Source organism: sulfur-oxidizing endosymbiont of Gigantopelta aegis, assembly GCF_016097415.1.
Classification (GTDB): domain Bacteria; phylum Pseudomonadota; class Gammaproteobacteria; order GRL18; family GRL18; genus GRL18.
This window is the reverse complement of the sequence record NZ_JAEHGE010000001.1, coordinates 1550822-1577514: the sequence shown is the minus strand read 5'-3', so window position 1 is coordinate 1577514 and position 26693 is coordinate 1550822. Positions and strand designations below refer to the sequence as shown.

Genomic DNA, 26693 nt, shown 5'->3' with positions numbered 1-26693 from the left:
TCTTTGCCTTCTACTCGAAGCTTGCCTTTTTCTTTGGCACCTGCCTCGCCTTTGAACGCTGCGAAGTCTTCGTAGGCGATGACTTCTGCGCGGATAAAGCCACGTTCAAAGTCGGTGTGGATGACTGCAGCCGCTTTAGGGGCTGTTGCGCCAACCGGGATAGTCCAGGCACGCACTTCTTTGACACCGGCGGTGAAGTAAGTTTGCAGGTCAAGTAATTTGTAACCAGCGCGGATAACGCGGTTTAAGCCAGGTTCTTCTAGGCCTAGGTCGTCTAAAAACTCTTTGAGTTCTTCGGCATCTAATTCAACCATTTCTGACTCGATGGCGGCACAGACGCTGACGACTTCTGAGCCTTCCTGATCAGCAAATTGCTGTACTTTGTCGAGGAAGGGATTATTTTCAAAGCCATCTTCGTCTACATTGGCCACATAGACGGTGGGTTTCAGGGTAAGCAACTGTAAGTCACGGATTTCCAATTTTTCGTCATCATTGAGGCCGAGTGTTCTGGCGGTTTCACCTTTATCTAGGTGTTCCATGACTTTTTCCAGCAGTATTTTTCTGGCCAGCGCTTCTTTGTTACCACTTTTGGAGTTTTTGACGGCTTTGTGATGGGCTTTTTCTACGCTGTCTAAGTCTGCTAGGGTCAGCTCAGTATTAATGATTTCTATGTCGTCTATGGGATCTATTTTTCCTGAGACATGAATAATGTCGTCATTTTCGAAGCATCTTACTACATGAGCAATAGCTTCTGTTTCGCGAATATTGGCGAGAAATTTATTGCCCAGACCTTCACCCTTTGATGCGCCCGCCACTAAGCCCGCAATATCAACGAATTCCATTGAGGTTGGCAATATGCGTTCTGGGTTCACGATCTCAGCCAGCACATCTAAGCGCGGATCGGGCATGGGAACGATGCCAACGTTGGGTTCGATAGTACAAAAGGGGTAGTTTTCTGCCTGAATACCAGCCTTGGTTAAGGCGTTGAAAAGGGTTGATTTACCGACATTGGGTAAGCCGACTATGCCACATTTGAATCCCATGATGTTTTCTCTGTTTATTAGGGTTAGTTGTGCATAACTATTCAGTAAGATGGTAAAGCACCCTTTGGGTATCAGGTTGAGCTGTTTGCCTTTGCAGGGTTTTGAAAACAAGGATGTTTTCATAAAGCGTCACATGGATGTGCTTGAGCGCCCCTGTAAAGGCAAACAGCTTAACCTGGTACGGGTTTATTACGGGTTTATTACGAATAGTTACCTTATTTACTGTGCAACTGATTCATGGCTTTTTGCATATCACCACATAAGATCAGTTCGATTGAATCCATGGATTTTTCCAATGCGGATTCTATGAGTATGCGTTCACTTTGTGGGGCTTTGCCCAGCACGAAGCCAACAACTTGTTCTTTGCTACCGGGGTGTCCGATGCCTAAGCGTAAACGGTAAAAGTTTTTTCCCAGTTGTGCAATAGTATCTCGTAAACCATTGTGACCACCATGACCGCCGCCCTGTTTTAATTTTACATTGCCGGGTGATAGATCCAGTTCATCATGGACAACTAAAATTTGTTCGGGTTTTATTTTGTAGAATTGTGCCAATTTGCTAATGGCTTGGCCACTGCGATTCATAAATGTGGTTGGTTTGAGTAACCAGACGTTGCCGGAAGGCGAGTTGAATTTGGCCACTTCACCAAAAAATTTGGCTTCGGTCTTAAGTGTCAGGTTATATTTGTTGAGTAATTGGTCTATAAACCAAAAACCCACATTATGACGCGTTTTTTCATATTCGTTACCGGGATTACCTAATCCAACGATCATTTGAATATTATTTGTCTCGCTACTCATTTGTGGGCTTCTGTTTTTTGCTTACAATGTTTACAGAAAAAACTTATTCTGCAGGTGTTTCTTCAGTCGTTGCAGCTTCGTCGTCTTCACCTTCTTCATCTAATTTTTCACCGCGTGGCATGTGAATTGAAGCAATGGCCTGATCTTGATCGCCGCCTTGTATTAATAATACACTGCTAGCACCTTCAGGTAATTTAATATCTTTTAAGTGAATTGATTCGCCCACATCCAGGTTTTCCATATCCACTTCAATGTACTCAGGCAAATTAGCAGGTAAACAGCTAATTTCCAGCTCTGACATCAAGTGAGCAATTAAACCACCACCTTTAACGCCGACACATTCCTCTTCATTGATGAAGTGTAATGGTACGTTAACGTGTAATGCATGAGTCGCATCAATACGTTGGAAGTCAGCATGCATAATTTGCATTTTTGCAGGGTGACGTTGCATGTCTTTAATAATGACTTGCTCTGATTTGCCATCATATTCAATGTTTAGAATATGTGAGAAGAAAGCTTCATCTTCACAGGCATGCATAATATCATCATGTTTAAAGGTTAGCATGCTTGGTTCTTGATCCAAGCCATAGATAATTGCAGGGACTCTGTTCGCATAACGCAGGCGGCGGCTCGCACCTTTCCCTGTGTCAGTTCGCAGTTCTGCAGCAAGAGTAAAAGTTGCACTCATTGTTGTTTCTCCAAAATAGTATAGTTGTTGTCTGTTTTGAACAGACGATTATTTCCTGTCATCGCGACCAATAACAGAGTGAATGGAATACTTTATGAGTATTCCTGAAAGTGTTGATTGACAACGCTTTCAATCCCCCTTCGTAGGAAGGAGGAGGTAAAATATTAGTCCATGTAAAGCGAGCTAACGGATTCTTCTCGATTAATTCGGTTCATGGTTTCAGCCAAAATCATGGCACTGCTCAACTGGCGAATTTTATCACATTGTTCGGCTTCTGGGCTCAAGGGAATGGTGTCAGTGACGACCAGGTGATCGAGTTCAGAGTTGTTCAAATTATCTATTGCCGGTCCGGATAATACCGGATGGGTAATATAGGCCATTACTTTTGCAGCCCCATGTTCTTTCAGGGCTTTGGCCGCTTTACATAAGGTGCCAGCAGTATCAACTAAATCATCAATCAATAAACAGGAGCGTCCTTCAACGTCACCGATGATGTTCATCACCTTGGCAACATTAGCTTTAGGCCTACGTTTATCAATAATCGCTAAATCTGCATCATCAAGACGCTTGGCCAGGGCTCTTGCCCGGACTACGCCGCCGACATCCGGTGATACTACCATCAAATCGGGATATTTTTGGCGCCAGATATCACCTAATAAGATAGGTGATGCGTAAACATTATCGACAGGGATATCAAAAAAGCCCTGTATTTGATCGGCGTGTAAGTCAACGGTGAGCATTCTATCAATGCCTACGCCGGAAATCATATTAGCAACCACTTTGGCCGTAATGGCAACGCGGGCTGAGCGTGGTCTTCTATCCTGACGGGCGTAACCAAAATAGGGTACGACTGCAGTAATTCGTCGAACTGATGCGCGACGTATGGCATCGGCCATCACCATCAATTCCATGAGATGATCGTTGGCTGGTTGACAGGTCGGCTGGACGATAAAGACGTCTTTGCCGCGTACATTTTCCATCAACTCAACCATAATTTCAGAGTCACTGAATTTATCAACAAAGGCTTTACCCAATGGCATATTCAGGTGTCTAACAATGTCTTGTGCAAGTTTCGGGTTAGCATTTCCCGCAAAAACCATCATGTCGGAATCGGACACTGTGTGTTCCCCAGATGCAATATCTTATAAAAAAACGATTTATATGGATAGTTTTGTAAACTTATTTTGTATACGTGTAACAGGTGCGGTCAATTGAAGTGGCTGGGCCGGCAGGATTCGAACCTGCGCATGCCAGGATCAAAACCTGGTGCCTTACCGCTTGGCGACGGCCCAACAATAATTAACGAACATTTTTTGTTTGCTTTTTCTTATGTTACTTTTTCCTAACCTGAAAAATAATGTTAAGAAAACATAAAGAAGATGCTTACCAAAAATGTGGGGGAGATTATACGATGAAAATTTTCAATTGTCACACCAAAAGTTCATTTTTTTTATTTTTCTTATTAATTGCATTAATAGGCATGATTTATCGCACCCATCCCCACCATTCAATAGCAACATAAGACTATGAATATAATGGCGATTTATTTTTACCGCGAGCAATAAAGCCGGTCATTTTCGCTGGTATTTGACCTAGAATTTTCTTCGCTTTTTGTTCTGAATCAAGCGCAGCAAAGACGCAAGCGCCGGTTCCGGTCATTCGAGCAGGCGAGAATTGTGCTAAAAATTGTATCGCTTGTTCAACTTGGGGGTATTTTTCTCTCACTATGAGTTCACAGACATTAGTGCCTTTGCCTGACAAAAACTCATTTTGGGTAATTAGCGCGCAATGACGTGGCAAATCTGGGTGGGAAAAAATTGCCGCTGTTGAAACCGATACGGAGGGTACAACCACAACGAACCAGGGTTCGTCTAATTCAATCTCACTGAGTCTTTCGCCGACACCCTCAGCCCATGCTGCGTAGCCATGCACGAAGATAGGGACATCTGCACCGAGTTGCACGCCCAATTTTGCCAGTTCATCCGTGCTCCGATTAAGCTGCCAGAGTTCGTTTAGGGCCACGAGCGTGGTGGCAGCATCACTACTGCCACCACCTAAGCCACCGCCCATAGGCAGGCGTTTATTGATGCTAATTTCCACTCCCTGAGTAGCACTGGCATCGTGTTGCAATAGTTTGGCTGCCCTGACCGTTAAATCGTCTTCTGGCTTTACTCCCGCTAATGGGTTTTGGTGTAATATTTTATTATCTGAGCGAATTGTAAAACTCAGTTCATCACAATGGTCTAAAAATTGAAAAACGGTTTGTAGTTCATGATAGCCATCTTCACGCTGACCTGTAATGTGCAGAAAACGATTAATTTTAGCTGGGGCTAACCAGATTTTGTTTGGCTTATTGAGCATTAGTATTCTCACCTGACACAGCTTCACCTAATTGCCAGCGAGTGATGATTAGTTTTATTTTTGTATCCTGCTTTTTTGCCACTATTTTTTTAGGTAGTAATAGATTTCCCCCTGATGCTAGTTCTACTAGCATTCGTTTAGGGTATTGAATACGCCATTGTGCCTGCTCGATAGTGCTAATTTGTTGCTGTTCGGTGTAAGTGATTTTGGCTGGCGTGTTGGGATTAGGATTGGCTTGTAGCCAGTAGCGTAGCGAGCTGATTGGTAAGTTTAAACCGGTTTCCTGAGCAATCATTTGTTCTAAATTATGACCACTACGTTCTCCTGATGGTGTTTTTATGCTTACTTGTTGACCACGCTGACTGATTTGTAATGCTGTCTCGCCTAAAGGGCCGGTAAAACTGAGCTGGAAGTCTTGATTTTTTTGTATCCAAATGAATTTTGCGTACCAGTTTTCTTGTTCTTTGCTGAGGCTGATGCGGCCGGTAATAAGCCAGTTATCGGGCAGTATGTTGGCAGCCAATTGCTTGCTTGGTACTTCAGTGCTTTTCGGGTTGCTGGAACAGGCGCTTAAAACAATCAGTAGCAAAAAAGAGAAGAGAATAATGAGAGCGCGATGCATTTTATTTTTTAGAACCTGGAGTGGTTTGGCTTTGAAGGTGGATGCCTAAGCTTAGCCACCCTACATTGTATGGTAATCGTTTCGGTTTATTTTATGTACCGTGTCCGAGTACCGATTAGAACACGGTGTTCGGGATCGGTTTTCAGGGCTTTATCCCAAATGAGTTTGGCTTTTTGTGTTTGCCCTGACACCCAGAGTATTTCGCCATAGTGAGCGGCAATTTCTGGATCGGGCTCTTTATCATAGGCACGTTTCATGTATTTAAGTGCCCCACTATGATCACCCATTTTGTAGAGCACCCAACCCATGCTGTCCAGTGTGGCCACGTCATTGGGGCTAATTGCTAGTGCTCGCTCAATATATTGTCGCGCCTCTTGGTAACGCGTGGTTCGATCAGCCAAAGTATAACCCAGAGCATTCAAGGCCTGATTATCTTTGGGATTGCTGGCGAGAATCTTTTTTAAGTCCTTTTCCAATAAGTCAATGCGGCCAAATTTTTCTGCCAGCATGGCTCTGCCATAAAGAATATCGTGATTGTCAGGTGCCAATTTAACGGCCTGAGTATAAATTTCATAGGCCTTGGTATAATCTTTGGCCTGCGCGTAGACTTCGGCTTTAATTTGCAGGATTTCAGTGCTTTGTTGGTCATTGACGCCGGCTGAGTGTTCAAGTAATTTGAAGGCTGCATCGAATTTTTTCTGTTGTGAATAGACCATGACTAAGCCCAGATAGGCTTCAAAGGTGTATTTACCGCTCCTGACCCGTTTAAACCAGCCTTCTGCTTCGGCGTAATTTTCTCGTCCTGCTTCTAGCTGAGCAATAAAATAGGCGGCTTCACTGGCATAGAGGCGGTGTTTGTGTAGGCGTTCTAAATATTGTTTGGCGCTATCTAACTGTTCCATTTCGATGGACAGCAGACTAATGGCAAATAAGACTTCGGGAGCTAGGTCATTTTTAGCCAAACGCTTGATGTGCGTTTTAGCCTGTTTATATTGTTTGGCTTTTACCAGCATTCTAGCCAGTTCTAGTCTGAGTGCCGTGTTTTTCGGTAATTTTCTCAGTACTTGTTGCAACGCTTCGATTGCCTGAGACTCTTTGTGCTGTTTTTTTAGCAATTCAACATTGAGCACCAATGCTTCAAGATAATCCGGTTTTATCGCCAGCAAGGCTTTCAAGTGCTTTTCTGTCGCTGGATAATCTACAAATTTAAAGGCTAGCTTGGCCCGATATAATTGTACGATGGGCTCATCTTGTTGATGTTTTGTTAGGCGTTCAAAAAGACGGTTAACCCGTTGCTGATCATCAATGGTGTCCAGAATAGATACGGTTTTCCTAAAACCCACTTCAAAACTATCACTGAGATTAATGACTTTTTGTAAGTAAATTAGGGCTTGTTCGTCCTTATTTTGTGAAATAAGAGAAGAGGCGTAAATTTGTTGGACATCGATATTCTCCGGCTGAATTTCTGACCAGAGTTTAACGGCTTTGAAGGTTTGTGCATCGTCTTTAGAAAACAAGGTGACACGGGTGGCCTTTTTGGCTAAACGACTGTCCCGAGTTTGCGCGGCGGCGGCGTAATATTTGTCAAAGGCCAAGGCATAATCATTTCGTTGCAGGGCAATTTCTGCCAGCATGAGATCATAAAGCAATTCTGGTGTTAGCTCTTGAGCAGGTGACGTTACTTTATTAGCTTTGGTTTTGACTTGCTGAGAGCTAGTTGTATCCGTTTGTGCTGTTGTCGTTTGCTGTTCAGCTTTTTCAAGCTGCGTATTGCTCGCACAACCACTCATTGCCAAACTCAGAAATAGGCCTAAAAAGACTAATCCAGGGCGATTATTTCCAGTGCTTAGTAATTGCTTATTGTGCATTTTTTCTCCGATTGTCACAGGCTTCAGTCGTTTTTTAAATGTATAGATTTAGAACCAATATAAGCACATAAGTTCCCATTCACACTTAATTTTTAACAGCCATAGCTCATTCTTCAACTGTCATATTTATACCATAATCTCTATAATTATAGTGGAAATTCTAAGAATAATGAGAGATTGCTTGAGTTTTGGGTGAATTTTGCGCAAAATGCCGTGTTTAATTAGCAAATTCTAAATAACTTCTGATGATGACCAAGGTTTTATAAAACTTATTTTATGTCGTTGCTTGCACTAGGAATTAATCATAAAACTGCACCGGTTAAAATCAGGGAGCAGTTGTCTTTTGCTCAGGATACGATTCCTGACGCCTTAAAAGATCTAACCGCTCAGGATGCGGTGGATGAAGCCGTTATTTTATCAACCTGTAACCGTACCGAGCTTTATTGCCAGCTCAATTGCCATGACGACGACGCTGAAGCAGCAACGCAGTCTCTCATTGAGTGGCTAAAAAATCACCATGATTTAGTTAATACCGATATTTCCCAATACCTTTATTTGCACCCCGATAAAAAGGCCGTGAAGCATATGTTACGCGTTGCCAGTGGCCTGGATTCTTTAGTGCTGGGTGAGCCACAAATTCTCGGACAGTTAAAAACGGCATTTTCCGTTGCCAAAGATAGTGGCTCGATTGGGCAGTTTTTACATAAATTATTTCAACATACTTTCAGTTGTGCCAAACAGGTTCGTACTGACACGGCCATTGGTGCCAGCCCGGTGTCGGTAGCCTTTGCTTCGGTCAGTCTGGCGAAACAAATTTTCAGTGATTTTCAGGATCATACTGCACTTTTAATCGGTGCAGGGGAAACGGTTGAGCTGGTTGCCCGACACCTGCATGAGTCCGGTATTGGGCGTATTATTATTGCTAACCGTACCATGGAAAAAGCCCATACTTTAGCGCAGGAATTTAATGGCTATGCCATTGCCTTAAATGAAATTCCCAATCATCTGGCTGAAGCGGATATTGTGATTAGTTCTACTGGAAGTCAATTACCTATTTTAGGCAAGGGCACGGTAGAGGCGGCCATTAAAAAGCGTAAACATGCGCCTATTTTTATGGTGGATATTGCTGTTCCTCGAGACATTGAAGAGCAAGTCGGCGACTTAGAAGATGTATTTTTATATACGGTTGATGATTTCAAAGAAATTATCGATGAGGGCTTAAAATCACGTCAGGAAGCAGCCCTTAAAGCAGAAGATATTATTGAAGTGGAAGTCAGTCATTTTATGAACTGGTTACGCTCCCTGAATTCTATTGCAACGGTTCGCCAATATAGAGAACAGGCGGAATCCATTCGTGATGCCGTGCTGGCCAACGCTAAAAAGCAAATTAACAATGGCAAGCCCGTTGAACAGGTGCTGAATGATGTTGCCCGTCAATTGACGAATAAGTTAATTCATAAACCTTGCGTGCAAATCAAACAAGCAGGTATGGATGGTCGAACTGAGCTGGTTGATGCTGCCATTGAATTATTTGATTTACCTACTGATGAGCCTTAGCTAAGTTTTTCAAGCCATTCTATAACCCGTGATACTTGGGTATAATCATCATCGCCAATTTAATTTCTATCTCTTTAACCACTAGCGAGTCATTCCGTGAAAGCCTCAATACAAAACAAACTTGAAACCCTGTCTGAACGTTATGAAGAAATTGCCGTATTGCTTTCTCAGCCGGAAGTAATGGCGGATCAAAATCAGTTTCGCGAGCTATCGATGGAATATGCTGAACTTAGGCCACTGGTTGAGTGTTTTGCTCAGTATCAGGAAGCGCTTGAAACGATGGCATCAGCCACAGAAATGATGGGTGATAGCGATCCTGAAATGAAGGAAATGGCTGAGGATGAGCTTAAGGAAGGCAAGGCACAAAAAGAGCGTTTGTCCCTTGAGTTGCAAAAGATGTTATTGCCTAAAGATCCCAATGATGCCAATAATATTTACCTTGAAGTGCGTGCAGGCACCGGTGGTGATGAAGCGGCTATTTTTTCCGGTGATTTATTTAAAATGTATAGCCGCTATGCTGAATCACAGAAATGGACGATTGAGATCATGTCGGAAAATACCGGTGATCATGGGGGTTATAAGGAAATTGTGGCTAGAGTTGTCGGCCAAGGGGCTTTTTCTAAACTTAAATTTGAATCTGGCGCGCACCGTGTTCAACGTGTCCCGGAAACTGAATCTCAGGGGCGCGTTCATACTTCGGCTTGTACTGTAGCGATTATTCCTGAAGTGGATGAGGTTGAGGCCATTGAGATCAATGCCAAGGACTTGCGTATTGATACTTTTAGGGCCTCGGGGGCGGGTGGTCAGCACGTTAACAAGACTGACTCAGCCATTCGTCTGACCCATTTACCCACGGGTGTGGTGGTGGAATGTCAGGAAGAGCGTTCACAGCATAAAAATAAAGCTAAGGCGATGTCGATGTTATCTTCGCGCATTACCGCAGCTGAACGGGATAAGCAACAGTCTGAACAAGCGGCTGAACGTAAATTGCAGGTCGGTAGTGGCGATCGCAGTGAGCGTATCCGTACCTATAATTATCCTCAGGGACGGGTAACGGATCATCGTATCAATTTGACTTTGTATAAGTTGGAAGAGGTAATGAATGGTGATTTGGGTGCGATTATTGATCCCTTATTAAGTGAATATCAGGCTGAGTTGCTGGCTTCTATGGCGGAAGAGTAAACAAATTATAAGCTCCAAAATGAAACGTGAAATGCCTTTAACAATCGCTGAACAATTAAAAATGGCTTGCCAGCAGCTTGGTACCAGTGACAGCCCTAAGCTTGATTGTGAAATACTCTTGCTTAAGGTTTTAAACGAGCATTCTGAAAAAATTCATACTAAAACCTGGCTACTCACCTGGCCTGAAACACTTTTAACACCTGAGCAAAGCCAACAATTTGATGCGTATCTGGCCTTGCGTTCACAGGGAATGCCGATAGCTTATATTACTGGCAATAAAGATTTTTGGTCTTTTTCATTACAGGTTTCCCCAGACACACTGATCCCACGCCCTGAAACAGAACTTTTGGTTGAGTGTGTCTTGGAAAAAGTGGCGATTGACAGTCATGAGTCCATTTTAGATTTAGGCACGGGCAGTGGAGCCATTGCTTTGGCTATCGCTTCGGAACGTCCGAATGTGTCGGTACTCGCAACAGATTTTAGTCAGGCCGCATTGGCTATGGCGAAAAACAATGCCTCGATGTTGGGCTTAAATCATGTGTCATTTTGTCGGTCTCATTGGTTTGATGATATTCCGTCTAAAGGCTTTGAGTTCATTGTTTCTAACCCGCCTTATATTGCGCAAAACGATCCGCACTTGGATGCCAATGTGAAAGACTATGAGCCTTTAAGCGCCCTCATTGCAGAACAAGATGGTTTGGCGGATATTGCTTTGATCATTGCACAGTGTCAGCCTTATCTTAAGTCAAAGGGCTGGCTACTCTTTGAACATGGTTTTGAACAAGCACCGGCTGTGCAGCAACTATTATCTGATGCTGGTTTCGATAACATAGAAACCTTAAATGATATCAATCGATTGGCGCGTGTTACTCTGGCGCAAAACAGAGAAACCTGATGTTGTTAAGAAGGATTTACTTGGGTATTCCATTATGATTCCAAGGGTTACTTTCTATATTTTTGTCTTTCATCAAAGCATAGAATGTTAATCAGTACTGTACTTTTGCTTACAAAGTGATTAATCTTTAATAACAGAGCGAATGCTCAATATACCCGTGATACTTGGAAATGCAGCGAGGCATTTCCAAGTGTCACGGGTATATAATAATATGATTGATAGTTTTTTGGTTTCAATTTTGGTTTTAATCCGGGGGCATAGATGAATCAGCAAGTCATCAAGCATCGAGAAATCCATTTCTGTTCATTACACGACAATCCTGATCAGGCGCATTCAGCCGTTTTTATCATTAATGATCTTCATGGGGTACTTATTTCCCATGCACTGGATCAATACCATATCAAATTAACCTACGACCTGAACAAAATCACTCTCGAAGAAATCGAAGGGGTATTGTGCAATGAAGGTTTTCATTTAAATAACTCTATTTTGGCTAAAATAAAGCGCAGCATTGTCTTTTACTGTGAAGAAGCATCACGGGAAAATATGAAGCAAGAGCGAATGATTGCCGAAGTACAGGAAAAACACGTAGGCGAAGTCGTGTATTTACGCCCGAAAAAGAAAAGCTTATGTGATTGCCGAGATCAACGTCCGGAATCTTGGCGGCATTACTTATAGTCGCTGGTTTTCTAGTAACCTTTGGTATTTTTGGCTACCCAGCGGTTTTCGCCGTCAGTGATTTGTTCCTTTTTCCAGAACGGTGCTTTTGATTTAAGGTCTTCCATTATTTCTCGACAGGCTTCGAAGGCCTGTTTTCGATGTGCGGTCCATACGGCAACCAGTACTATCGGGTCATTGGGTTTGATAGCGCCCACTCGATGCACAACCAAACTTTCTAATAGCTGATATTCGCCTGTTGCCTGCTGACAAATATTTTCCAGGTGGCGTTCTGTCATGCCCGAATAATGTTCTAAAAACATCTCTGAGACATTATCACCTTCATTAAAGTCACGCATAGTACCGACAAAGACGGCGGTTGCGCCATATTTTCCAGCAAAGTCAGGCCTGTTTTTTTGGTATTCGTCTAATATTTTCCAGGGATCAAAGGAATTGGGTTCTATTAAGACAGTCATATTTAACCGCCTGTCACAGGTGGAAAAAAGGCCACTTCGTCACCCTCTTTAATAGCGCTTTGGGCATCAACATAATCCATATTGACGGCAATTAGCACATTCGCTGGACGCTCTTTGCCTGCTGCGCAGTAGTTCCATAGGACATCAACTGTATCGATATCATGCTCTTTAATGGTTGCGGCATCAATATCGCGGTCATCACCCATTAGATCTCTCATGCTGGCAAAAAATTTAACGTGAATGGACATACTTACCTCATTAGTCACGGGTATAGGAATTAATTGATATATACTTCTAATTATACGATACTTTGGACGCTTAAAAATTTTCCAACGGTTTTTTTACTTGATCAGGCTCAGTTTTTTATGAATAAACTCACACATTTTAATACTCAGGGTGAAGCCCATATGGTTGATGTCGGTAGTAAAGACATTACCCATCGTCGTGCGGTGACTGAGGGTGAAATTACCATGTTGGCCGATACGCTGGCCTTGATCATAGCTGGCACGCATAAGAAAGGCGATGTACTGGGTATTGCTCGTATCGCGGGTATTATGGCTGCTAAGCAAACCTCAAATTTAATTCCGCTTTGTCATCCTCTGGCTTTAACCCATGTTGATTTACAATTAAAGGTAAATGAAGCCGAAAGTAAAGTCACTTGTTTATGTACGGTGGAAACGGATGGTAAAACCGGGGTGGAAATGGAAGCACTGACTGCCACACAAATCGCCTTGCTAACAATCTATGATATGTGTAAGGCCGTTGATCGTGGTATGGTAATGGGCAATGTTCGCCTGCTGGAAAAGGAAGGTGGTAAATCAGGGCATTGGCTTATGAGTGAATAGGTTTTATAAGAAAGTTTGTTAAAAAATTCAGAAAATAAAGGATTATAATGAATATCAGTTTGGGTAAGTTAAACGTTTTATGAGCAGTTTTTGGTGGTCAATAAGCACTCGGACAAACAATGTCTAAAATGAATACCAACACACTCATTTGTGAGAAGCACCCACGCTCCCAGAAAGAAGCGCGTTTTGAGGATCATGGTCATTCTGCTTGGTTATATCTAACGATGCCTAATAGTCCTGTGGTGGTTGCTGATTGCTGGATTTATAATCGAATTAAAGCCCCGAAAGAATCTGAAATATCCCAATTCAAAACGTCTTCCCCACCTGCTGTCGCCAGTTATGCGCATTCTCATGCAGAATTCACCCCCCTTTTATCTGACGTTTTTGAGCTCAAATGGAGTCCTGATGGGCGCTCTGTTGCCCTATTGATCAATGGTATTCCTTTTGGCTTTATCCCCCCAGGGGCACAACGAGGCTATAGTAAGCATTTGACCAAGACGGGGCCATGGGGACATGAATGGGATGAGAAATTGTATTTGATTCTATTTAATGAAGTGGGTTGGTCGGAGAGTATTCCGGGCTTTTTTTAAACCTAAAATAATCAGTTGAATCGTAGCGAGAGCGACTTATGGTGCTGAAGATTAAGGGTTTTACAGGTTATTTTGGCTTTATTCGTAGTCACCCTACGGGTGAAGTCAAAATGTTCTGGAAAATCCTTAAGATTCAGTGCATAAGGCGGTCGCAGTAGGTTCTACTGATTTTTTTAGGTTAAATGATTGAATATTAAAGTCAGAAAGAGTCAGCCTAAGCCATAGCCTACCTCTTTCTTAGCCGTACCCTATCCCTCACTAGCGGTAGAAAAGAAAAATCAAGATTTATTGTAGATTTTACTACCGATTTCTCTAAACTCTGCTGATTTTTCTGCCATACCTTCTTCAATAGCGACCTTAATATCTCCAAAACCGTTTTTAGCGGCATAATCTCGGACGTCCTGAGAGATTTTCATGGAACAGAAATTAGGGCCACACATGGAACAAAAATGCGCGACTTTATGCGCTTTTTTCGGCATGGTTTCATCATGGTATTCTCTGGCGCGTTCTGGGTCTAGTCCCAGGTTAAATTGATCTTCCCAGCGGAATTCAAAACGCGCTTTGGACATGGCATTGTCACGTACTTGAGCACCGGGAATACCCTTGGCTAAATCAGCGGCATGAGCGGCTAATTTGTAGGTGATAATACCATCACGCACATCGGCTTTATTAGGTAAGCCCAAATGTTCCTTGGGTGTCACGTAACAGAGCATTGCAGTGCCGTACCAGCCGATTTGAGCTGCACCAATGGCTGAGGTAATGTGGTCATAACCCGGAGCAATATCCGTAGTCAATGGCCCAAGGGTATAAAACGGTGCTTCGTCACAATCTTCTAATTGAATTTCCATATTCTCTTTGATCATGTGCATGGGTACGTGACCAGGACCTTCAATCATGGTTTGAATATCATGTTTCCAGGCAATTTTAGTCAGTTCGCCAAGGGTTTTTAATTCGCCTAATTGTGCTTCATCGTTAGCATCTGCAATTGAACCCGGACGTAAGCCATCGCCTAAGGAGAAGGACACATCATAGGCTTTCATGATTTCACAGATATCTTCAAAATGGGTATAAAGGAAGCTTTCTGTGTGGTGTGCCAGACACCATTTGGCCATAATCGAACCACCACGAGAAACGATTCCGGTGAGTCGTTTAGCGGTTAAAGGCACATATTGCAGACGGATACCGGCATGAATGGTGAAGTAATCAACACCCTGCTCTGCTTGTTCAATTAAGGTGTCTTTGAAAATTTCCCAGGTTAAATCTTCTGCCTTACCATTTACTTTTTCTAAGGCCTGATAGATCGGTACGGTACCGATTGGCACGGGGGAGTTACGAATGATCCACTCACGGGTTTCATGGATATTTTTGCCGGTTGACAGATCCATTAGCGTATCGCCACCCCAGCGAGTTGACCAGACCATTTTTTCAACTTCTTCGGTAATGGAAGATGTTACGGCTGAGTTGCCGATATTGGTATTCACTTTAACCAAAAAGTTACGACCAATAATCATGGGTTCAATTTCTGGATGGTTAATGTTGGCAGGGATGATAGCTCGACCGCGAGCAATTTCATCACGGACAAATTCTGGTGTCACTTCATCGGGAATGCTAGCGCCATAACTTTCACCCGGATGTTGCGGATGCATTCTCATTAAACCTGAATCACGCATTTCTTGTAATTTGGTATTTTCGCGAATAGCAATATATTCCATTTCTGGAGTGATAACACCCTGACGGGCATAATGCATTTGCGAGACATTTTTGCCTTTTTTCGCACGTCGTGGTGCGCGAATATGTTCAAAACGCAGATGCGATAACTTAGGATCAGTTTGCCTCTGACTGCCATACTCTGAACTAGGACCGTCAAGCACTTCAGTATCATCACGCTCTATAATCCAGTTATCGCGTAAAGTAGGAAGCCCTTTCAATAAATCAATTTTGGCTTCAGGATCGGTATAAGGACCCGAGGTATCATAAACAGGAATCGGTGGATTTTTTTCAATGCCAGTATTGGTTTCAGTATCATCCTGAATAATTTCACGCATAGGTACTTGAATATCGGGACGACTACCCTGCACATAAATTTTTCTCGAACCGGTAAAAGGACGGGTAACGTCTTCGGATAATTGGCTGGTCTGTTGGATGAAATCTTCTGGGATTGCGCTCATATTAGTCCTTAACTGCGAGTAATAGCAGTGTATTTAATGGTTTCTTCATGGATAGAAATATCTTAAACACAAGGTAGGGGAATATGGCACGATTTGATGATCAGTCTGTTTTGCATCAACAACTCAAGTGCTTTCCTACGCCGGTGTTAAGCGGATCAGGTTCAAAGGGTGTTTCTCGCCTTATGAGCAGTTTAAAAAGTAAACATAAGGACCCCTAGCCAGTTGAAAGTAACCGAATTCGGCTAAAATTTCAAGGTAAAATGTTATTATTCAATGAATGATGCTGAATCGATAGCAAGTCATTTTCACTCGAAATACTGACTGATATTGTTTTTTTGGGAACAGTGTCCAGAATTGACCAAACAGGAGTGCTACAGTGCGCCACTTCATCAGTTTATACGGACATTCAATTCGATGAGAGTTTCCAATATTATTATCATACTGATTATTTCAGTATTGACCATTAGCCTATGGGCCTTAGCCAATCAACCTGAAATGGAGCCCCCCTGGCCTGATACCATTCAGGGATTTTCTTTTTCTCCCATGAGGGAGCAGCAAAACCCTGCTAAAAATCAATATCCGGATAAGAAAGAAATTACCGCTGACATTGTTTTGCTGGCGGGGAAAACACATGCCATTCGCACTTATAGTGTACAGGCTACATTGGCAAGTATTCCAAAAATCGCTAGTCAGCACGGGCTCAATGTCGCTCTAGGGGCTTGGCTTGATAAGAACCAAGGGAAAAACACTGAGGAAATTGACGCTTTAATCAGGCTCGCAGATAAAAACCGTCGTAACGTGATACGCGTGCTGGTTGGAAACGAGGTGCTATTAAGAAAGGATCTGTCAATTGATCAACTTATTGCTCATATCGATCGAGTTCGCTCTGAAGTGGGAATGCCTGTCAGTACCGCCGAACCTTGGCATATCTGGACTAAAAATCCAGAACTGGTGAAGCATGTGGATTATATTGCCGTTCATATGTTGCCCTTCTGGGAAGGCATTCATTTAGATAATGCTATCGGTCATATTGAAAACCGTATGCAACACCTAAAAAAATTGTACCCGAATAAGCCCATCGTTATTACTGAAGTCGGCTGGCCCAGCCATGGGCGCACACAAAAGGAAGCAGTGGCATCAGCCGCCAATGAAGCCACTTTTTTACGCCGTTTTTTACACCATGCACAACAGAATAATTATATTTATTATTTGATGGAAGCTTTCGACCAGCCTTGGAAACAAGCGATTGAAGGAGCTACCGGTGCCTATTGGGGTGTCTATGACGTTCATCGACAAGCTAAATTTGAGTTGTCAAAGGCCATTATTGAAATTCCAAAGTGGGATTTTCTCGCCGGTTTGTCAGTGTTATTTGCCATTATCTTCTTTACCCTATTATCCATTGATGCCAAAAATCTCAGCCATTCAGGTCGTAGTTTTCTGGCTTTTGTGGCTTTTTCACTAGCAACTGTCATTGTTTGGATTATTTATGATTATGTGAATCAATATATGACATTACAGGTAATACTCATTGGTATTGTGCTTATATTGGCGATGGTGGGCGTGGCGGTTGTACTTTTAATCGAAGCCCACGAATGGGCTGAAACCCTATGGTTAAAAGAACGCCGTCGGGAACTCGCTATCATTAATGTTCCACCTGAAGAACTTCCTTTTGTCTCCATTCACGTACCGGCTTATAACGAGCCACCTGAGATGCTCATTGAGACACTTAATGCGCTTAAGCAATTAGACTATGCTAATTATGAAGTCATTGTCATTGATAATAATACCCATGATCCTCTCGTTTGGCGTCCAGTTGAAGCACATTGCCAGCATTTAGGGGAGCGATTCAGATTTTATCACGTTGACCCACTTTCCGGCTTTAAATCCGGCGCATTAAATTATGCCTTAGATAAAACCGCTCATCAGGCACAGATTATTGCCGTCATTGATAGTGATTATTGCGTACAAACTGATTGGTTAAAAGATTTAGTTCCGCAGTTTTCCCACCCTGAAATCGCTATTGTACAAGCCCCCCAGGATTATCGTGATGCTCAGGAAAATGCTTTCAAGGCTATGTGCTTCTCAGAATATCGAGGCTTTTTTCATATCGGTATGGTCACACGCAATGAGCGTAATGCGATTATTCAACATGGCACGATGACTTTGGTTAGACGTCGTGTTTTGGAGGAAGTGGGGGGCTGGAGTGAGAATACGATCACTGAAGATGCTGAATTAGGCCTGATGATTTTTTCTGCCGGTCATGAAGCAGTTTATCATTCTAAAAGTTATGGCAAGGGACTGATGCCAGACACTTTTATTGATTATAAAAATCAACGTTTTCGCTGGGCCTATGGTGCTATGCAGATTATGCGTCACCATTGGGCTGAATTATCGGGGAAAAGCAAAAGCCAGTTATCCTCTGGACAGCGCTATCATTTTATTGCCGGTTGGCTACCCTGGATTGCTGATGGCATTAATTTGATCTTTAACCTAATGGCTTTAGCCTGGACAGTTGCCATAGTGCTTATTCCTGAACGAGTTGCACCACCTCTGGTGATTTTTTCGGTTTTGCCTCTGTCATTATTTGTATTTAAAATATTAAAGCTGTTTTATCTTTATCGAGGGATCAATATTGTGCAGACATTTCGCCAGACTTTTTCTGCTGCTATTTCTGGCCTTGCCTTGTCACATACGATAGCTAAGGCAATGTGGCTAGGCTGGCTGACCACTGGCCGTCCGTTCCTGCGCACACCTAAAATGGAACAGTCTACGGCATTGTTACAGGCCATTAGAACAGCTTCAGAAGAAAGCTTGATTCTGATTCTACTCTGGTCGGCCGCCGCAAGTGTCTATTTTTATTTGTCCTTAGATGATTTAGATTTATTGTTGTGGTTTATCGTCTTATTAGTACAATCACTTCCTTATGTGGCGGCATTGCTTATGTCGGTGATCAGTGCATTTCCTAAGTTACCCAGCGCACTGATTGCCCGACAAGCAAAAGTTATTGTCTCTTAGAATATTTCTTTTGAGCAAAAAAAAGCCCCTTCAAAAGGGGCTTTTTTATAGATGCTGACTGTTTGATACTTTTTACAGCACTTCTAATTTTCTCATGCTGGCAGGTAATAGCTTTAGCTCAACTAAAGCGGTTATTAATGCCGCAAAGAAAGACGCATCTTCATAGAGCATCTGATAGTATTGAATCTTCATGGTCAAGGCACTGCCAAAAATAATGGCCATGAAGGCAATGAAAGAACCTGCCGCCATGGTCGACAGCCCGGTAATGCCCTGCCCAATGGTACAACCTAATGCCAAAACACCACCAAAGCCCATTAAGACAGCACCAATCACATGAGTGACAAAATCTTTGACATTAAAGAACCATTCAATTCTGAAACTCTTGCTGATCAATGACCAGATAAATGAACCTAGAATTATACCGAAGACAGAGACAATACCAAAGGTCAGCAAGGCACTGTTCAGGCCTGAGCTAGCATAGCCAATGGTTTGCCCCATAGGATTAACAAAGGTAAATGACTGTGCGGATAATGTACTACCCTGAGCCGGCTTGCCTTCTTCTGTTTCACTGACCATGTCCCAGTTGTCATAATATTCTACCAAGGTGTATTGCTCACCTTCATCGGGGATATCGACCAGCATTGAACTACTCAGATACCAACCCGCTAATACGGCTAATCCCACAGCGATACCCGCAACCCAATGCTCTGAATTACCACGGAAAGATTTACCTTTTAGGATGTAAATCAGTAATAGCACGGCAAAAATACCGCCCATAATCATTCTCATCTGCATGGGACTTTCACTGCCGGCTATGCCCGCAACAATTGCACCTAAATCCTGCTTAGTATCGAGGTCAATGGCCAAAGGACGAATCCAGTCATAAAACAATACCGAGAAAAGTGTCTGGTCACTACCGGGAAAAGGTGTGGTCATGAAATAAGCAATGACGCCAACAATCAAGAACACAAAAATAGATTTGATATTACCGCCGCCGATTCGAATCAGGGTTTTATTACCACAACCACTGGCCAGGGTCATACCGATACCGAATAAAAAGCCACCCAGAAGGTTTTCAGCCCAAATGAGTTGAGTGGCACGATAAGGAGGAAAACTACCATCAGGATTAACCATGCCGGCTGATTCAAAAATCAACATACCGATAACAGCAACAGCGATGGCGAGTAACCAGGCACGAAAGCGGCTGTAATCACCCATGTTCACCATATCGGAGACTGCACCCATGGTACAGAAATTGGTTTTGTTGACAATGGCTCCCATAAAAAAAGCCACACCGAATACGGACCAAAGCAGTGTTGACTGCGCAGCCGAAAATGATTCAAACAGCATAAATCTTCCCTCAAATTTAATAAATTCGTTTATTAGAAGCAACTTATGTGCCATCTTCTGAGTACTATAGATTTCGTTCTAATATCATGGCGTTATCAACAGTCTGTATTGTGGTAATCCACTATATCAGCTCATTTTTTGCAAATAATAGGATCTTATTTCTGTATTTGCATTATGCAATATGCATCCAAAAAATTGCACAATACAACAAAACACTAATATATAGAGGCTACCTTTCGACAATAGATTCCTCTATAATCGAGTATAAATACCAAACTATACTCATGATACTCTGTGAAATAAGTCGAGAAACAAGGATACGATTAATGATTGAAATGAACTTCGAAACAGCCCGTCATAATATGATCGAACAGCAAATCAGACCCTGGAATGTTATCGATCCAATTGCTCTTGACGCTCTCGAAGCCGTTCCCAGAGAAAATTATGTCGCTGAGAATTTGAAGAAATCAGCCTTTTCTGATGTTGAGCTGCCCATCGGTCAGGATCAAGTGATGCTTTTTCCTAAAATTGAAGCGAGAATTCTGCAAACAGTACAATTGAAAAAGACGGACAATGTCCTAGAAATTGGCACCGGCAGTGGTTATATGACGGCTTTACTGGCACATTTATCAGCCAAGGTCTGTAGTGTTGAAATTTATGATAATTTAAGTCAGCAAGCGCAACAAATACTACAAAGTGAAGGCTTTGATAATGTTAGCTTCTTGCTTGATGATAAGGATAATTCAGCCAGTGCTGAGATTACACAACAAGGTCCTTATGATGTGATTGTCCTGACCGGTTCTGTGGCGCAATTGCCCGAGATGTATAAGCAAAACCTTAAAGTAGGTGGTCGCTTATTTGCTGTGATTGGTACAGCACCATCAATGGAAGCCACTTTAATCACACGTGTTTCCAATAGTCAATATGCTTGTGAGGTTTTATTCGAGACAGTCATTCCAGCCCTGGAAAATATGCTTGAAGAAAATGCATTTGAATTTTAAGTAGGTCGAATAATGCTGCAAATCAGTCCACAAGGTGGTTCTGCTGATGCTCAGGAAGGTGTCAGCTTTGAACATCCACTGACACTATTATTAAGTTGTCATGATAAGGTCAAGCATTTCTCTTCAGCGCTAGTGACGTTAAGCCTAGCACTCAAAAAAGAAGGCTGGAATGAGCAGTTAGTTGCTTCATCCGATCAGATACGACGCTATTTTAATGTCGCCGCACCTGAGCACCATCTGGACGAAGAAGAGCATCTATTTCCTGCCATTATTGCACTTGATCCAGAATTAAAAAAACCACAATCCTTAGCAATAGTACAACTCATTCATCGTCTGATTAAAGAGCATGTTGAATCGGATAGCCTCTGGGAAAGTTTAGACGGCTTATTGGCAGAACGTTCGAATGATTTTGCTCGACTGGGAAAATTATCCGCTGATTTTAAACGTGAGATGCATACTCATGCAGACATAGAAAATGAACAAATTTTTCCTTATGCCAAGGCCAATATGAGTGATGAGATTTTAAAAGCAATTGGTCTGAGTATTGCTAAACGTCGTGGCGTAAAGATGGAGTGAAATAGTAGGGTGGGCATGGGTTTATCTGCCCACGCTGATTCAACATCTTGTATTCACACATTCAGCGTGGGCACAAAAAGCGTGCCCACCCTACGGTCACTGAGTTAAAAAACTAAGATTTAAGTTAAAAAAATCTGTATTGACTGCATCATTTTATCGACTGCTCCGGCATTTTTCGCCATTAATTCTTTGGCTCTAGCGCCCATTTCATGAGCCTGTGTTTCATCTAACAACATCTCTTCTAAGCCTGCTTTTAATTGTTGCTCATCTGCGACTTGTTGTACCGCCTGATGCTGTAAAAAAAGTGCATTGATGGCATTAAAGTTAAACATGTGGGGGCCATAAATAATTGGCAAGCCCAGTGCCGCAGGTTCAAGGATATTATGGCCACCCGTTTTTACCAGTGTGCCACCCATAAAAACTATATCTGCACAGGCAAAGTAACGTATCATTTCACCCATACTATCCCCTAAAAGAATATCCACAGGTAGGTCAAAAGCAGCATTCATTTGTGAGCGTTTGAGTACGTTTAAAGCATCGACATTTAATAGTTGATAAACAGACTGAAAACGTTCTGGGTGTCGAGGTACGATAATCAGGCTTAAATTATCGTACTGTTTTTTTAATTGCCGATAAACACTCAATAACATTTCATCTTCACCCTGATGGGTACTGGCGGCAATTAAGACTTTTCTATCTTGCCAATTGAGCTGTTCTCTCAGTGATTTCCCGTATGCAATATCATCACTATTGAGTTTTAAATCATATTTAATACTACCCGTGATCGCTAGGTGGCTTTCTTCTGCACCTAAGTTGATTAAACGCTTAGCATCCATGCTATCTTGTGCGGCAATAAATGAAAGTTGCTTTAGGCTAGGTGCTATTAAGCGTTTAATTCGTGCATACCCCTTTGCCGAGCGTGGGGACATACGTGCATTTAGCAGACACACCGGAATTTCTTGCTGTTCCGCAACAGTCAGTAAATTAGGCCAGATTTCAGTTTCCATAATAATAGCCAAGCGTGGTTTAAGCGCTTGCATAAAACGCCGCATAGCTCCTGGCAGGTCATAAGGCAAGTAGACATGAAAAACACGACCCTGTTGTATTTCTTGGGCAAAGGTTTTGCAAATCTGTGCCGAGCCCGTGGTGGTGGTACAGGTGATCACGATGGGGTAATGATTGTATTTCTCTTGCAGTTGTTTGAGCAGGGGTAGGGTCGCAAGAAACTCACCAACGGATACGGTATGAATCCAGATAGGTCGCTCTATAAAAACTGGAGGCCTAAAAAAGCCTAAACGCTCTGCTAAGCGTAATGCCTGACGTTGATCTTTATAGTCATTACTTTTTTGATGTTTCAACAGCAAACGCAAGAATAAGAACGGCACTAAGCTATAGTAGACTAAGGTATAAAAGAAGCGAGGCATATTAATCTGCCGAATCAGTCAATTGACTTACAAGATGGGCGTTCTGAGTTAAATGCTTAGGGTTGATTGTGCCCGCAATTAAGCAATTAACGGCATCATGGGAAAAGACATAATTTAAAGCCTCTTCAATACCGCTGCCACCAGCTTTGGTATCGACATGACCACTTTGTAAGCCTTTTTTGATCACCACGCCTTTGTTTAATTCTAGCGCTCGATCTAATACCGGATCATCGGTATGATCACTACTATTACGGGTCGCCATAATAACATCCGTATGTTCAACGCACCAAAGACCACCGGTAGTGGTTTTGGTTGACATGCCAATTGCTCTGATGAGTCCTGCCTGTTTAAGCTGTTGTAGGCTTTCTAGCACATCTTCCTGCTCAATGACTCGCTGATCGTCACCATCGGAATGCACCAATACCACATCAAGATAATCAGTATTGAGTTTTTTTAAGCTACGTTCAATGGTTTGGCGTGTAGTCTGGGCACTAAAGTCAAAACGTGATTGACCGTTTTCAAAGGCTTCTCCCACCTTTGAGACTATGACCCAATCATGGCGCTGAGTTAATAATTGTCCCAGTCTTTGCTCGCTGCTGCCATAGGCTGGTGCAGTATCTAATACGTTGATTCCCAAGTCTCTACTCAAGGCCAAAAGTTCACGTACCGCATTGTCGTCAGGAATTTCAAATGACCAAGGGTATTTTACTTGTTGATCTCGACCAAATTTGACCGTCCCTAATCCTAAGGGGCTCACTTTTATACCAGTTTGTCCCAGTTCTCGCGGTTTCATCATAAGTTGCATCATATCCAGTGTTGTACCTTTTCCCAGGGTAATGGACTTGTTTTAGCCTTGGGCAAATCCAAAAGGCTTGCTTCGCTTGCCCTTGCAGAGGAGTTTTTGTCTATCGCCAATGCTTCTAATTGCAGGATGATTTTATCAACCATGACCGGTGCCATGGCTAATTTAACTGGCCATGCGCTAATAATATCTTGCTCATAAGACACCCAAGGTTCTACAGGGCGACTGCCATCGGGCATTTTAGGTTCAGCCCGATCAATTGCTAAGGCTGACCATTGGCAGGTGGAAAAATCCATCCAGGGCATTAGGCTAGCCAATTCTTTTTTGGCGATATTCACCTGTTCCTCAAGACTTCTTCCTACTCCCTGCTCTGCAATTTCTCCGCCCAGATACCAGACTGTTTGCTTGGCATTTGTTTCTTGAACATCGAGTGTATGAGAGGTAATGGTCATTTTCGGTAAAGCACTTGCGCCTAAGCAATGGGCATACATTTTTGGCAAAATATTTTCAGAAGCTTTTAACATCGGCATATACAATGGCCGGCGTTGCATTTCCGGCTGGCTTTGCTTTAGGCTTGACAACAAACATTCATTACCTGACCCTGACGTTAAAACAACCACCTTTGCTAGTAATTTTTTACTGGCATCATTTTCATAACTTAGCGCTATATTGTAAACATGATCATCATTAGATTTTTGTGCAGTGCTTATTCGAGCTAGCCCCTGTATGTCCGCTTGAAAAATCACCTCGGAATATTGTTTGCGCAAGGTGTCAATAACGCTCTGGATATCCAAGACAGGCTCATCCAATTGGTATAAGTCACCCTTAAAGTTTTTCTGATTAAAGGGGGCAACAAAATCATCTATGGGCAGTTTTTTCATTCTGCTACTCATGACCTTGCTGGCAAAAAAACCTGTTATTTTTGTCGCCAGGCTTTTATTTGACCAGAGAAATTGGTGCTCTGATAACACCCTCGCCTGCGAGAGATCAACTTCGCCCTGACCATTGAGACAATCTTGCCAGCGCTTGGGCATTTGTTGTATGGCTTGTGAAGAGTGCGTTAGCTTGCCGGTTAAGGCATATTTAGTACCGCCATGAATAATCCCTTGAGAGGCATTACTTTGCACCCCACCGAGCTGATCGGCTTCGAGTAAAAAGGCCTGATAACCGCTGTGCCGCAAACGAGCCAGTGTCCATAAACCGGCTATTCCCCCGCCGATAATGGCGATATCAACAGCCTCTGTCTGGCGTGCTTTATTCACCATCGGTTTTATTTTCAACCGAATCGTCAGCTGAACGAATGGAGCGTATTAATCCGGTAGTTGAGCAATTATCAACGTATTCCATTATCAAGACTTCACCACCCTGCTCACGCACACAATCACCGCCGGGAATTTTTTCCACGTCATTGTCTCCACCTTTCACTAAGGCTGAGGGAGAAACATCACAGATCAGACGTGTCGGTGTATCTTCATAGAAGGGTACTACCCAATCCACACAGCTCAGGCCAGCCAACACTTGCATCCGTAAATTCATGCTATTGACGGGTCTTTCCGGGCCTTTAATTCGCTTCACCGAGGCATCATCATTGACTGCGACAATGAGGCGATCACCCAAGCTTTTTGCTTGTTCTAAGTAGGTGACATGGCCGGCATGGAGAATATCAAAACAACCATTGGTCATGATGACTTTTTCACCATGTTCTTTGGCGTCTTTTACTAAGGCTATCAGACGTTGTTCTGAAATAATACCCTGCTCAACATCACTGAGCTGACGCATGGCTGTGCGTAACTCATGCACGGTCACGGTGGCTGTTCCCACTTTACTGACCACCACGCTGGCCGCTAGATTGGCTAGCTTAGTGGCATCAACCATATCCATGCCTGCCGCAATTGCCGCTGCCAGAGTCGCAATCACGGTATCCCCCGCTCCCGTCACATCAAAAACATCTCGGGCACGGGTCGGCAGGTGTACGGCGCTTTGCCCCGCACGAATTAAGGTCATACCTTTTTCGCTACGGGTGATTAATAGCGCATCTAATTCTAATTCCTGACGTAATGCTTCTGCTTTTTCGACTAATTGCTCATCATTATCACAAGCACCCACAATGGCTTCGAATTCTGATAAATTTGGTGTTAGTAGACTCGCACCACGGTAGATGTCAAAGTCATTGCCCTTGGGATCAATAATAATGCTTTTGCCACGCGCTTTTGCTAATGCTATCAGTTTGGGCAAGTCGCGTAAGGTGCCTTTTTGATAATCTGAAAAGAGAATAACATCGTGTAAATCTAATTGTGTTTCATAGGCTTGAAGCAAGGCCGTCGCACTGTCTGAGCCTTCACCTTCGCCCATAAGAAAGCCATCTTCAAAATCCAGACGAATCAGTTGTTGATGACGGCTGAGCACGCGTAACTTGGTGATGGTGGTACAATTGGCTAATTCGACAAATTGACAATTAACCCCCTGCTGGGTCAGGCGAGTTTTTAAAATTCCGGCAGCTTCGTCCTGTCCGGTCAGCCCGACTAATGATGGTTGACCATTCAATGCGGCAATATTTAAGGCCACATTACCCGCGCCCCCGGCACGTTCTTCTGATTCTTCTATCTTGACCACAGGCACGGGTGCTTCGGGGGAAATTCGGGACGTAGGTCCATGCCAATAACGATCCAACATTAAATCGCCGACGACTAAAATTTTTGCGTTTGAAAAATCAGGTATGATAAGTTGCATAGCTCGGTTTAAAATCTCTATCAGGTATAATTCTGGAAAAAAA

Annotated in this window: 24 protein-coding genes and 1 tRNA gene (1 of these 25 cut by a window edge); 9 read left to right on the top strand and 16 right to left on the bottom strand. The window is 42.9% G+C overall.

What is annotated here, in order from left to right; translation table 11 throughout:
• The 8 genes from ychF to JEU79_RS07970 form a co-directional block, all read right to left on the bottom strand.
• Nucleotides 1-1043 carry the 5' portion of a redox-regulated ATPase YchF gene (gene ychF, locus JEU79_RS08005; RefSeq protein ID WP_198265916.1) on the bottom strand. It extends 49 nt beyond the left edge of the window, so 1043 of the gene's 1092 nt are visible here — the first part of the coding sequence; its start codon is at nt 1041-1043; the stop codon falls past the left edge of the window.
• 215 nt (nt 1044-1258) lie between these two features.
• Nucleotides 1259-1843, bottom strand: coding sequence for an aminoacyl-tRNA hydrolase (gene pth / locus JEU79_RS08000; RefSeq protein WP_198263684.1), 585 nt, complete (start codon nt 1841-1843; stop codon nt 1259-1261).
• A 43-nt stretch (nt 1844-1886) separates the two neighbouring features.
• A complete protein-coding gene (locus JEU79_RS07995) occupies nt 1887-2531 on the bottom strand; it encodes a 50S ribosomal protein L25/general stress protein Ctc (RefSeq protein WP_198263683.1) in 645 nt (214 codons plus the stop codon).
• A 164-nt stretch (nt 2532-2695) separates the two neighbouring features.
• On the bottom strand, nt 2696-3634 hold the full coding sequence (locus JEU79_RS07990) for a ribose-phosphate diphosphokinase (RefSeq protein WP_198265915.1): 939 nt from the start codon (nt 3632-3634) through the stop codon (nt 2696-2698).
• 114 nt (nt 3635-3748) lie between these two features.
• Nucleotides 3749-3823, bottom strand: a tRNA-Gln gene (locus tag JEU79_RS07985).
• 232 nt (nt 3824-4055) lie between these two features.
• Nucleotides 4056-4892 carry a 4-(cytidine 5'-diphospho)-2-C-methyl-D-erythritol kinase gene (ispE, locus tag JEU79_RS07980; protein WP_198263682.1) on the bottom strand — a complete coding sequence of 279 codons (837 nt, stop codon included), beginning with the start codon at nt 4890-4892 and terminating at the stop codon, nt 4056-4058.
• A complete protein-coding gene (gene lolB / locus JEU79_RS07975) occupies nt 4882-5514 on the bottom strand; it encodes a lipoprotein insertase outer membrane protein LolB (RefSeq protein WP_198263681.1) in 633 nt (210 codons plus the stop codon). The genes ispE and lolB overlap by 11 nt, the downstream gene beginning before the upstream one ends.
• Before the next feature lie 86 nt (nt 5515-5600).
• Entirely contained in the window at nt 5601-7382 is a 1782-nt protein-coding gene (locus JEU79_RS07970) for a tetratricopeptide repeat protein (RefSeq protein WP_198263680.1), read from the bottom strand.
• 276 nt (nt 7383-7658) lie between these two features.
• Here JEU79_RS07970 and hemA point away from each other — a divergent pair, with 276 nt between their 5' ends.
• From hemA to JEU79_RS07950, 4 genes are all read left to right on the top strand, one after another.
• Nucleotides 7659-8939 carry a glutamyl-tRNA reductase gene (gene hemA, locus JEU79_RS07965; RefSeq protein ID WP_198263679.1) on the top strand — a complete coding sequence of 427 codons (1281 nt, stop codon included), beginning with the start codon at nt 7659-7661 and terminating at the stop codon, nt 8937-8939.
• Between the two features lie 96 nt (nt 8940-9035).
• A complete protein-coding gene (gene prfA / locus JEU79_RS07960) occupies nt 9036-10121 on the top strand; it encodes a peptide chain release factor 1 (RefSeq protein WP_198263678.1) in 1086 nt (361 codons plus the stop codon).
• 31 nt (nt 10122-10152) lie between these two features.
• Nucleotides 10153-11016 carry a peptide chain release factor N(5)-glutamine methyltransferase gene (gene prmC, locus JEU79_RS07955; protein ID WP_198265914.1) on the top strand — a complete coding sequence of 288 codons (864 nt, stop codon included), beginning with the start codon at nt 10153-10155 and terminating at the stop codon, nt 11014-11016.
• A gap of 261 nt (nt 11017-11277) precedes the next feature.
• Entirely contained in the window at nt 11278-11694 is a 417-nt protein-coding gene (locus JEU79_RS07950; protein WP_198263677.1) for a hypothetical protein, read from the top strand.
• A gap of 11 nt (nt 11695-11705) precedes the next feature.
• Here JEU79_RS07950 and JEU79_RS07945 read toward each other — a convergent pair whose 3' ends face one another.
• Entirely contained in the window at nt 11706-12149 is a 444-nt protein-coding gene (locus tag JEU79_RS07945; RefSeq protein ID WP_198263676.1) for a molybdenum cofactor biosynthesis protein MoaE, read from the bottom strand.
• 2 nt (nt 12150-12151) lie between these two features.
• Complete coding sequence (locus JEU79_RS07940; protein WP_198265913.1) at nt 12152-12397, bottom strand: MoaD/ThiS family protein; 246 nt, start codon at nt 12395-12397, stop codon at nt 12152-12154.
• A gap of 117 nt (nt 12398-12514) precedes the next feature.
• Here JEU79_RS07940 and moaC point away from each other — a divergent pair, with 117 nt between their 5' ends.
• Together moaC and JEU79_RS07930 are read left to right on the top strand one after the other, a co-directional pair.
• Complete coding sequence (gene moaC, locus JEU79_RS07935) at nt 12515-12994, top strand: cyclic pyranopterin monophosphate synthase MoaC (protein ID WP_198263675.1); 480 nt, start codon at nt 12515-12517, stop codon at nt 12992-12994.
• Nucleotides 12995-13113: 119 nt separating this feature from the next.
• On the top strand, nt 13114-13584 hold the full coding sequence (locus JEU79_RS07930) for a hypothetical protein (RefSeq protein WP_198263674.1): 471 nt from the start codon (nt 13114-13116) through the stop codon (nt 13582-13584).
• Between the two features lie 278 nt (nt 13585-13862).
• Here the strand turns inward: JEU79_RS07930 and thiC are convergent, their stop codons facing one another.
• Nucleotides 13863-15752 carry a phosphomethylpyrimidine synthase ThiC gene (gene thiC, locus JEU79_RS07925; RefSeq protein WP_198263673.1) on the bottom strand — a complete coding sequence of 630 codons (1890 nt, stop codon included), beginning with the start codon at nt 15750-15752 and terminating at the stop codon, nt 13863-13865.
• A gap of 414 nt (nt 15753-16166) precedes the next feature.
• Between thiC and JEU79_RS07920 the strand changes: the two genes are divergently transcribed.
• A complete protein-coding gene (locus JEU79_RS07920; RefSeq protein ID WP_198263672.1) occupies nt 16167-18767 on the top strand; it encodes a glycosyltransferase in 2601 nt (866 codons plus the stop codon).
• A 72-nt stretch (nt 18768-18839) separates the two neighbouring features.
• Here JEU79_RS07920 and JEU79_RS07915 read toward each other — a convergent pair whose 3' ends face one another.
• Entirely contained in the window at nt 18840-20117 is a 1278-nt protein-coding gene (locus JEU79_RS07915) for a YeeE/YedE family protein (protein ID WP_198263671.1), read from the bottom strand.
• A 326-nt stretch (nt 20118-20443) separates the two neighbouring features.
• On the opposite strand from JEU79_RS07915, the gene JEU79_RS07910 reads away from it, so the two are divergent.
• Both JEU79_RS07910 and JEU79_RS07905 read left to right on the top strand, forming a co-directional pair.
• A complete protein-coding gene (locus tag JEU79_RS07910) occupies nt 20444-21118 on the top strand; it encodes a protein-L-isoaspartate O-methyltransferase family protein (RefSeq protein ID WP_246540104.1) in 675 nt (224 codons plus the stop codon).
• Between the two features lie 12 nt (nt 21119-21130).
• Nucleotides 21131-21694, top strand: a complete 564-nt coding sequence (locus JEU79_RS07905) for a hemerythrin domain-containing protein (RefSeq protein WP_198263670.1) — start codon at nt 21131-21133, stop codon at nt 21692-21694.
• A gap of 119 nt (nt 21695-21813) precedes the next feature.
• Here JEU79_RS07905 and waaA read toward each other — a convergent pair whose 3' ends face one another.
• Genes waaA through hldE form a run of 4 tightly spaced genes read right to left on the bottom strand, consistent with a single transcriptional unit; the run spans nt 21814 to nt 26650 of the window.
• Nucleotides 21814-23118 (bottom strand): lipid IV(A) 3-deoxy-D-manno-octulosonic acid transferase, encoded by a 1305-nt coding sequence (gene waaA / locus JEU79_RS07900; protein ID WP_198263669.1) that lies wholly within the window; start codon nt 23116-23118, stop codon nt 21814-21816.
• A 1-nt stretch (nt 23119) separates the two neighbouring features.
• The gene (locus JEU79_RS07895) at nt 23120-23875 is read right to left on the bottom strand and encodes an aldo/keto reductase (protein WP_343074954.1); all 756 of its coding nucleotides are present in this window, start codon (nt 23873-23875) and stop codon (nt 23120-23122) included.
• A 47-nt stretch (nt 23876-23922) separates the two neighbouring features.
• A complete protein-coding gene (locus tag JEU79_RS07890; RefSeq protein WP_198263667.1) occupies nt 23923-25182 on the bottom strand; it encodes an FAD-dependent oxidoreductase in 1260 nt (419 codons plus the stop codon).
• Entirely contained in the window at nt 25175-26650 is a 1476-nt protein-coding gene (gene hldE / locus JEU79_RS07885; protein WP_198263666.1) for a bifunctional D-glycero-beta-D-manno-heptose-7-phosphate kinase/D-glycero-beta-D-manno-heptose 1-phosphate adenylyltransferase HldE, read from the bottom strand. The genes JEU79_RS07890 and hldE overlap by 8 nt, the downstream gene beginning before the upstream one ends.
• Between the last annotated feature and the right edge of the window lie 43 nt (nt 26651-26693).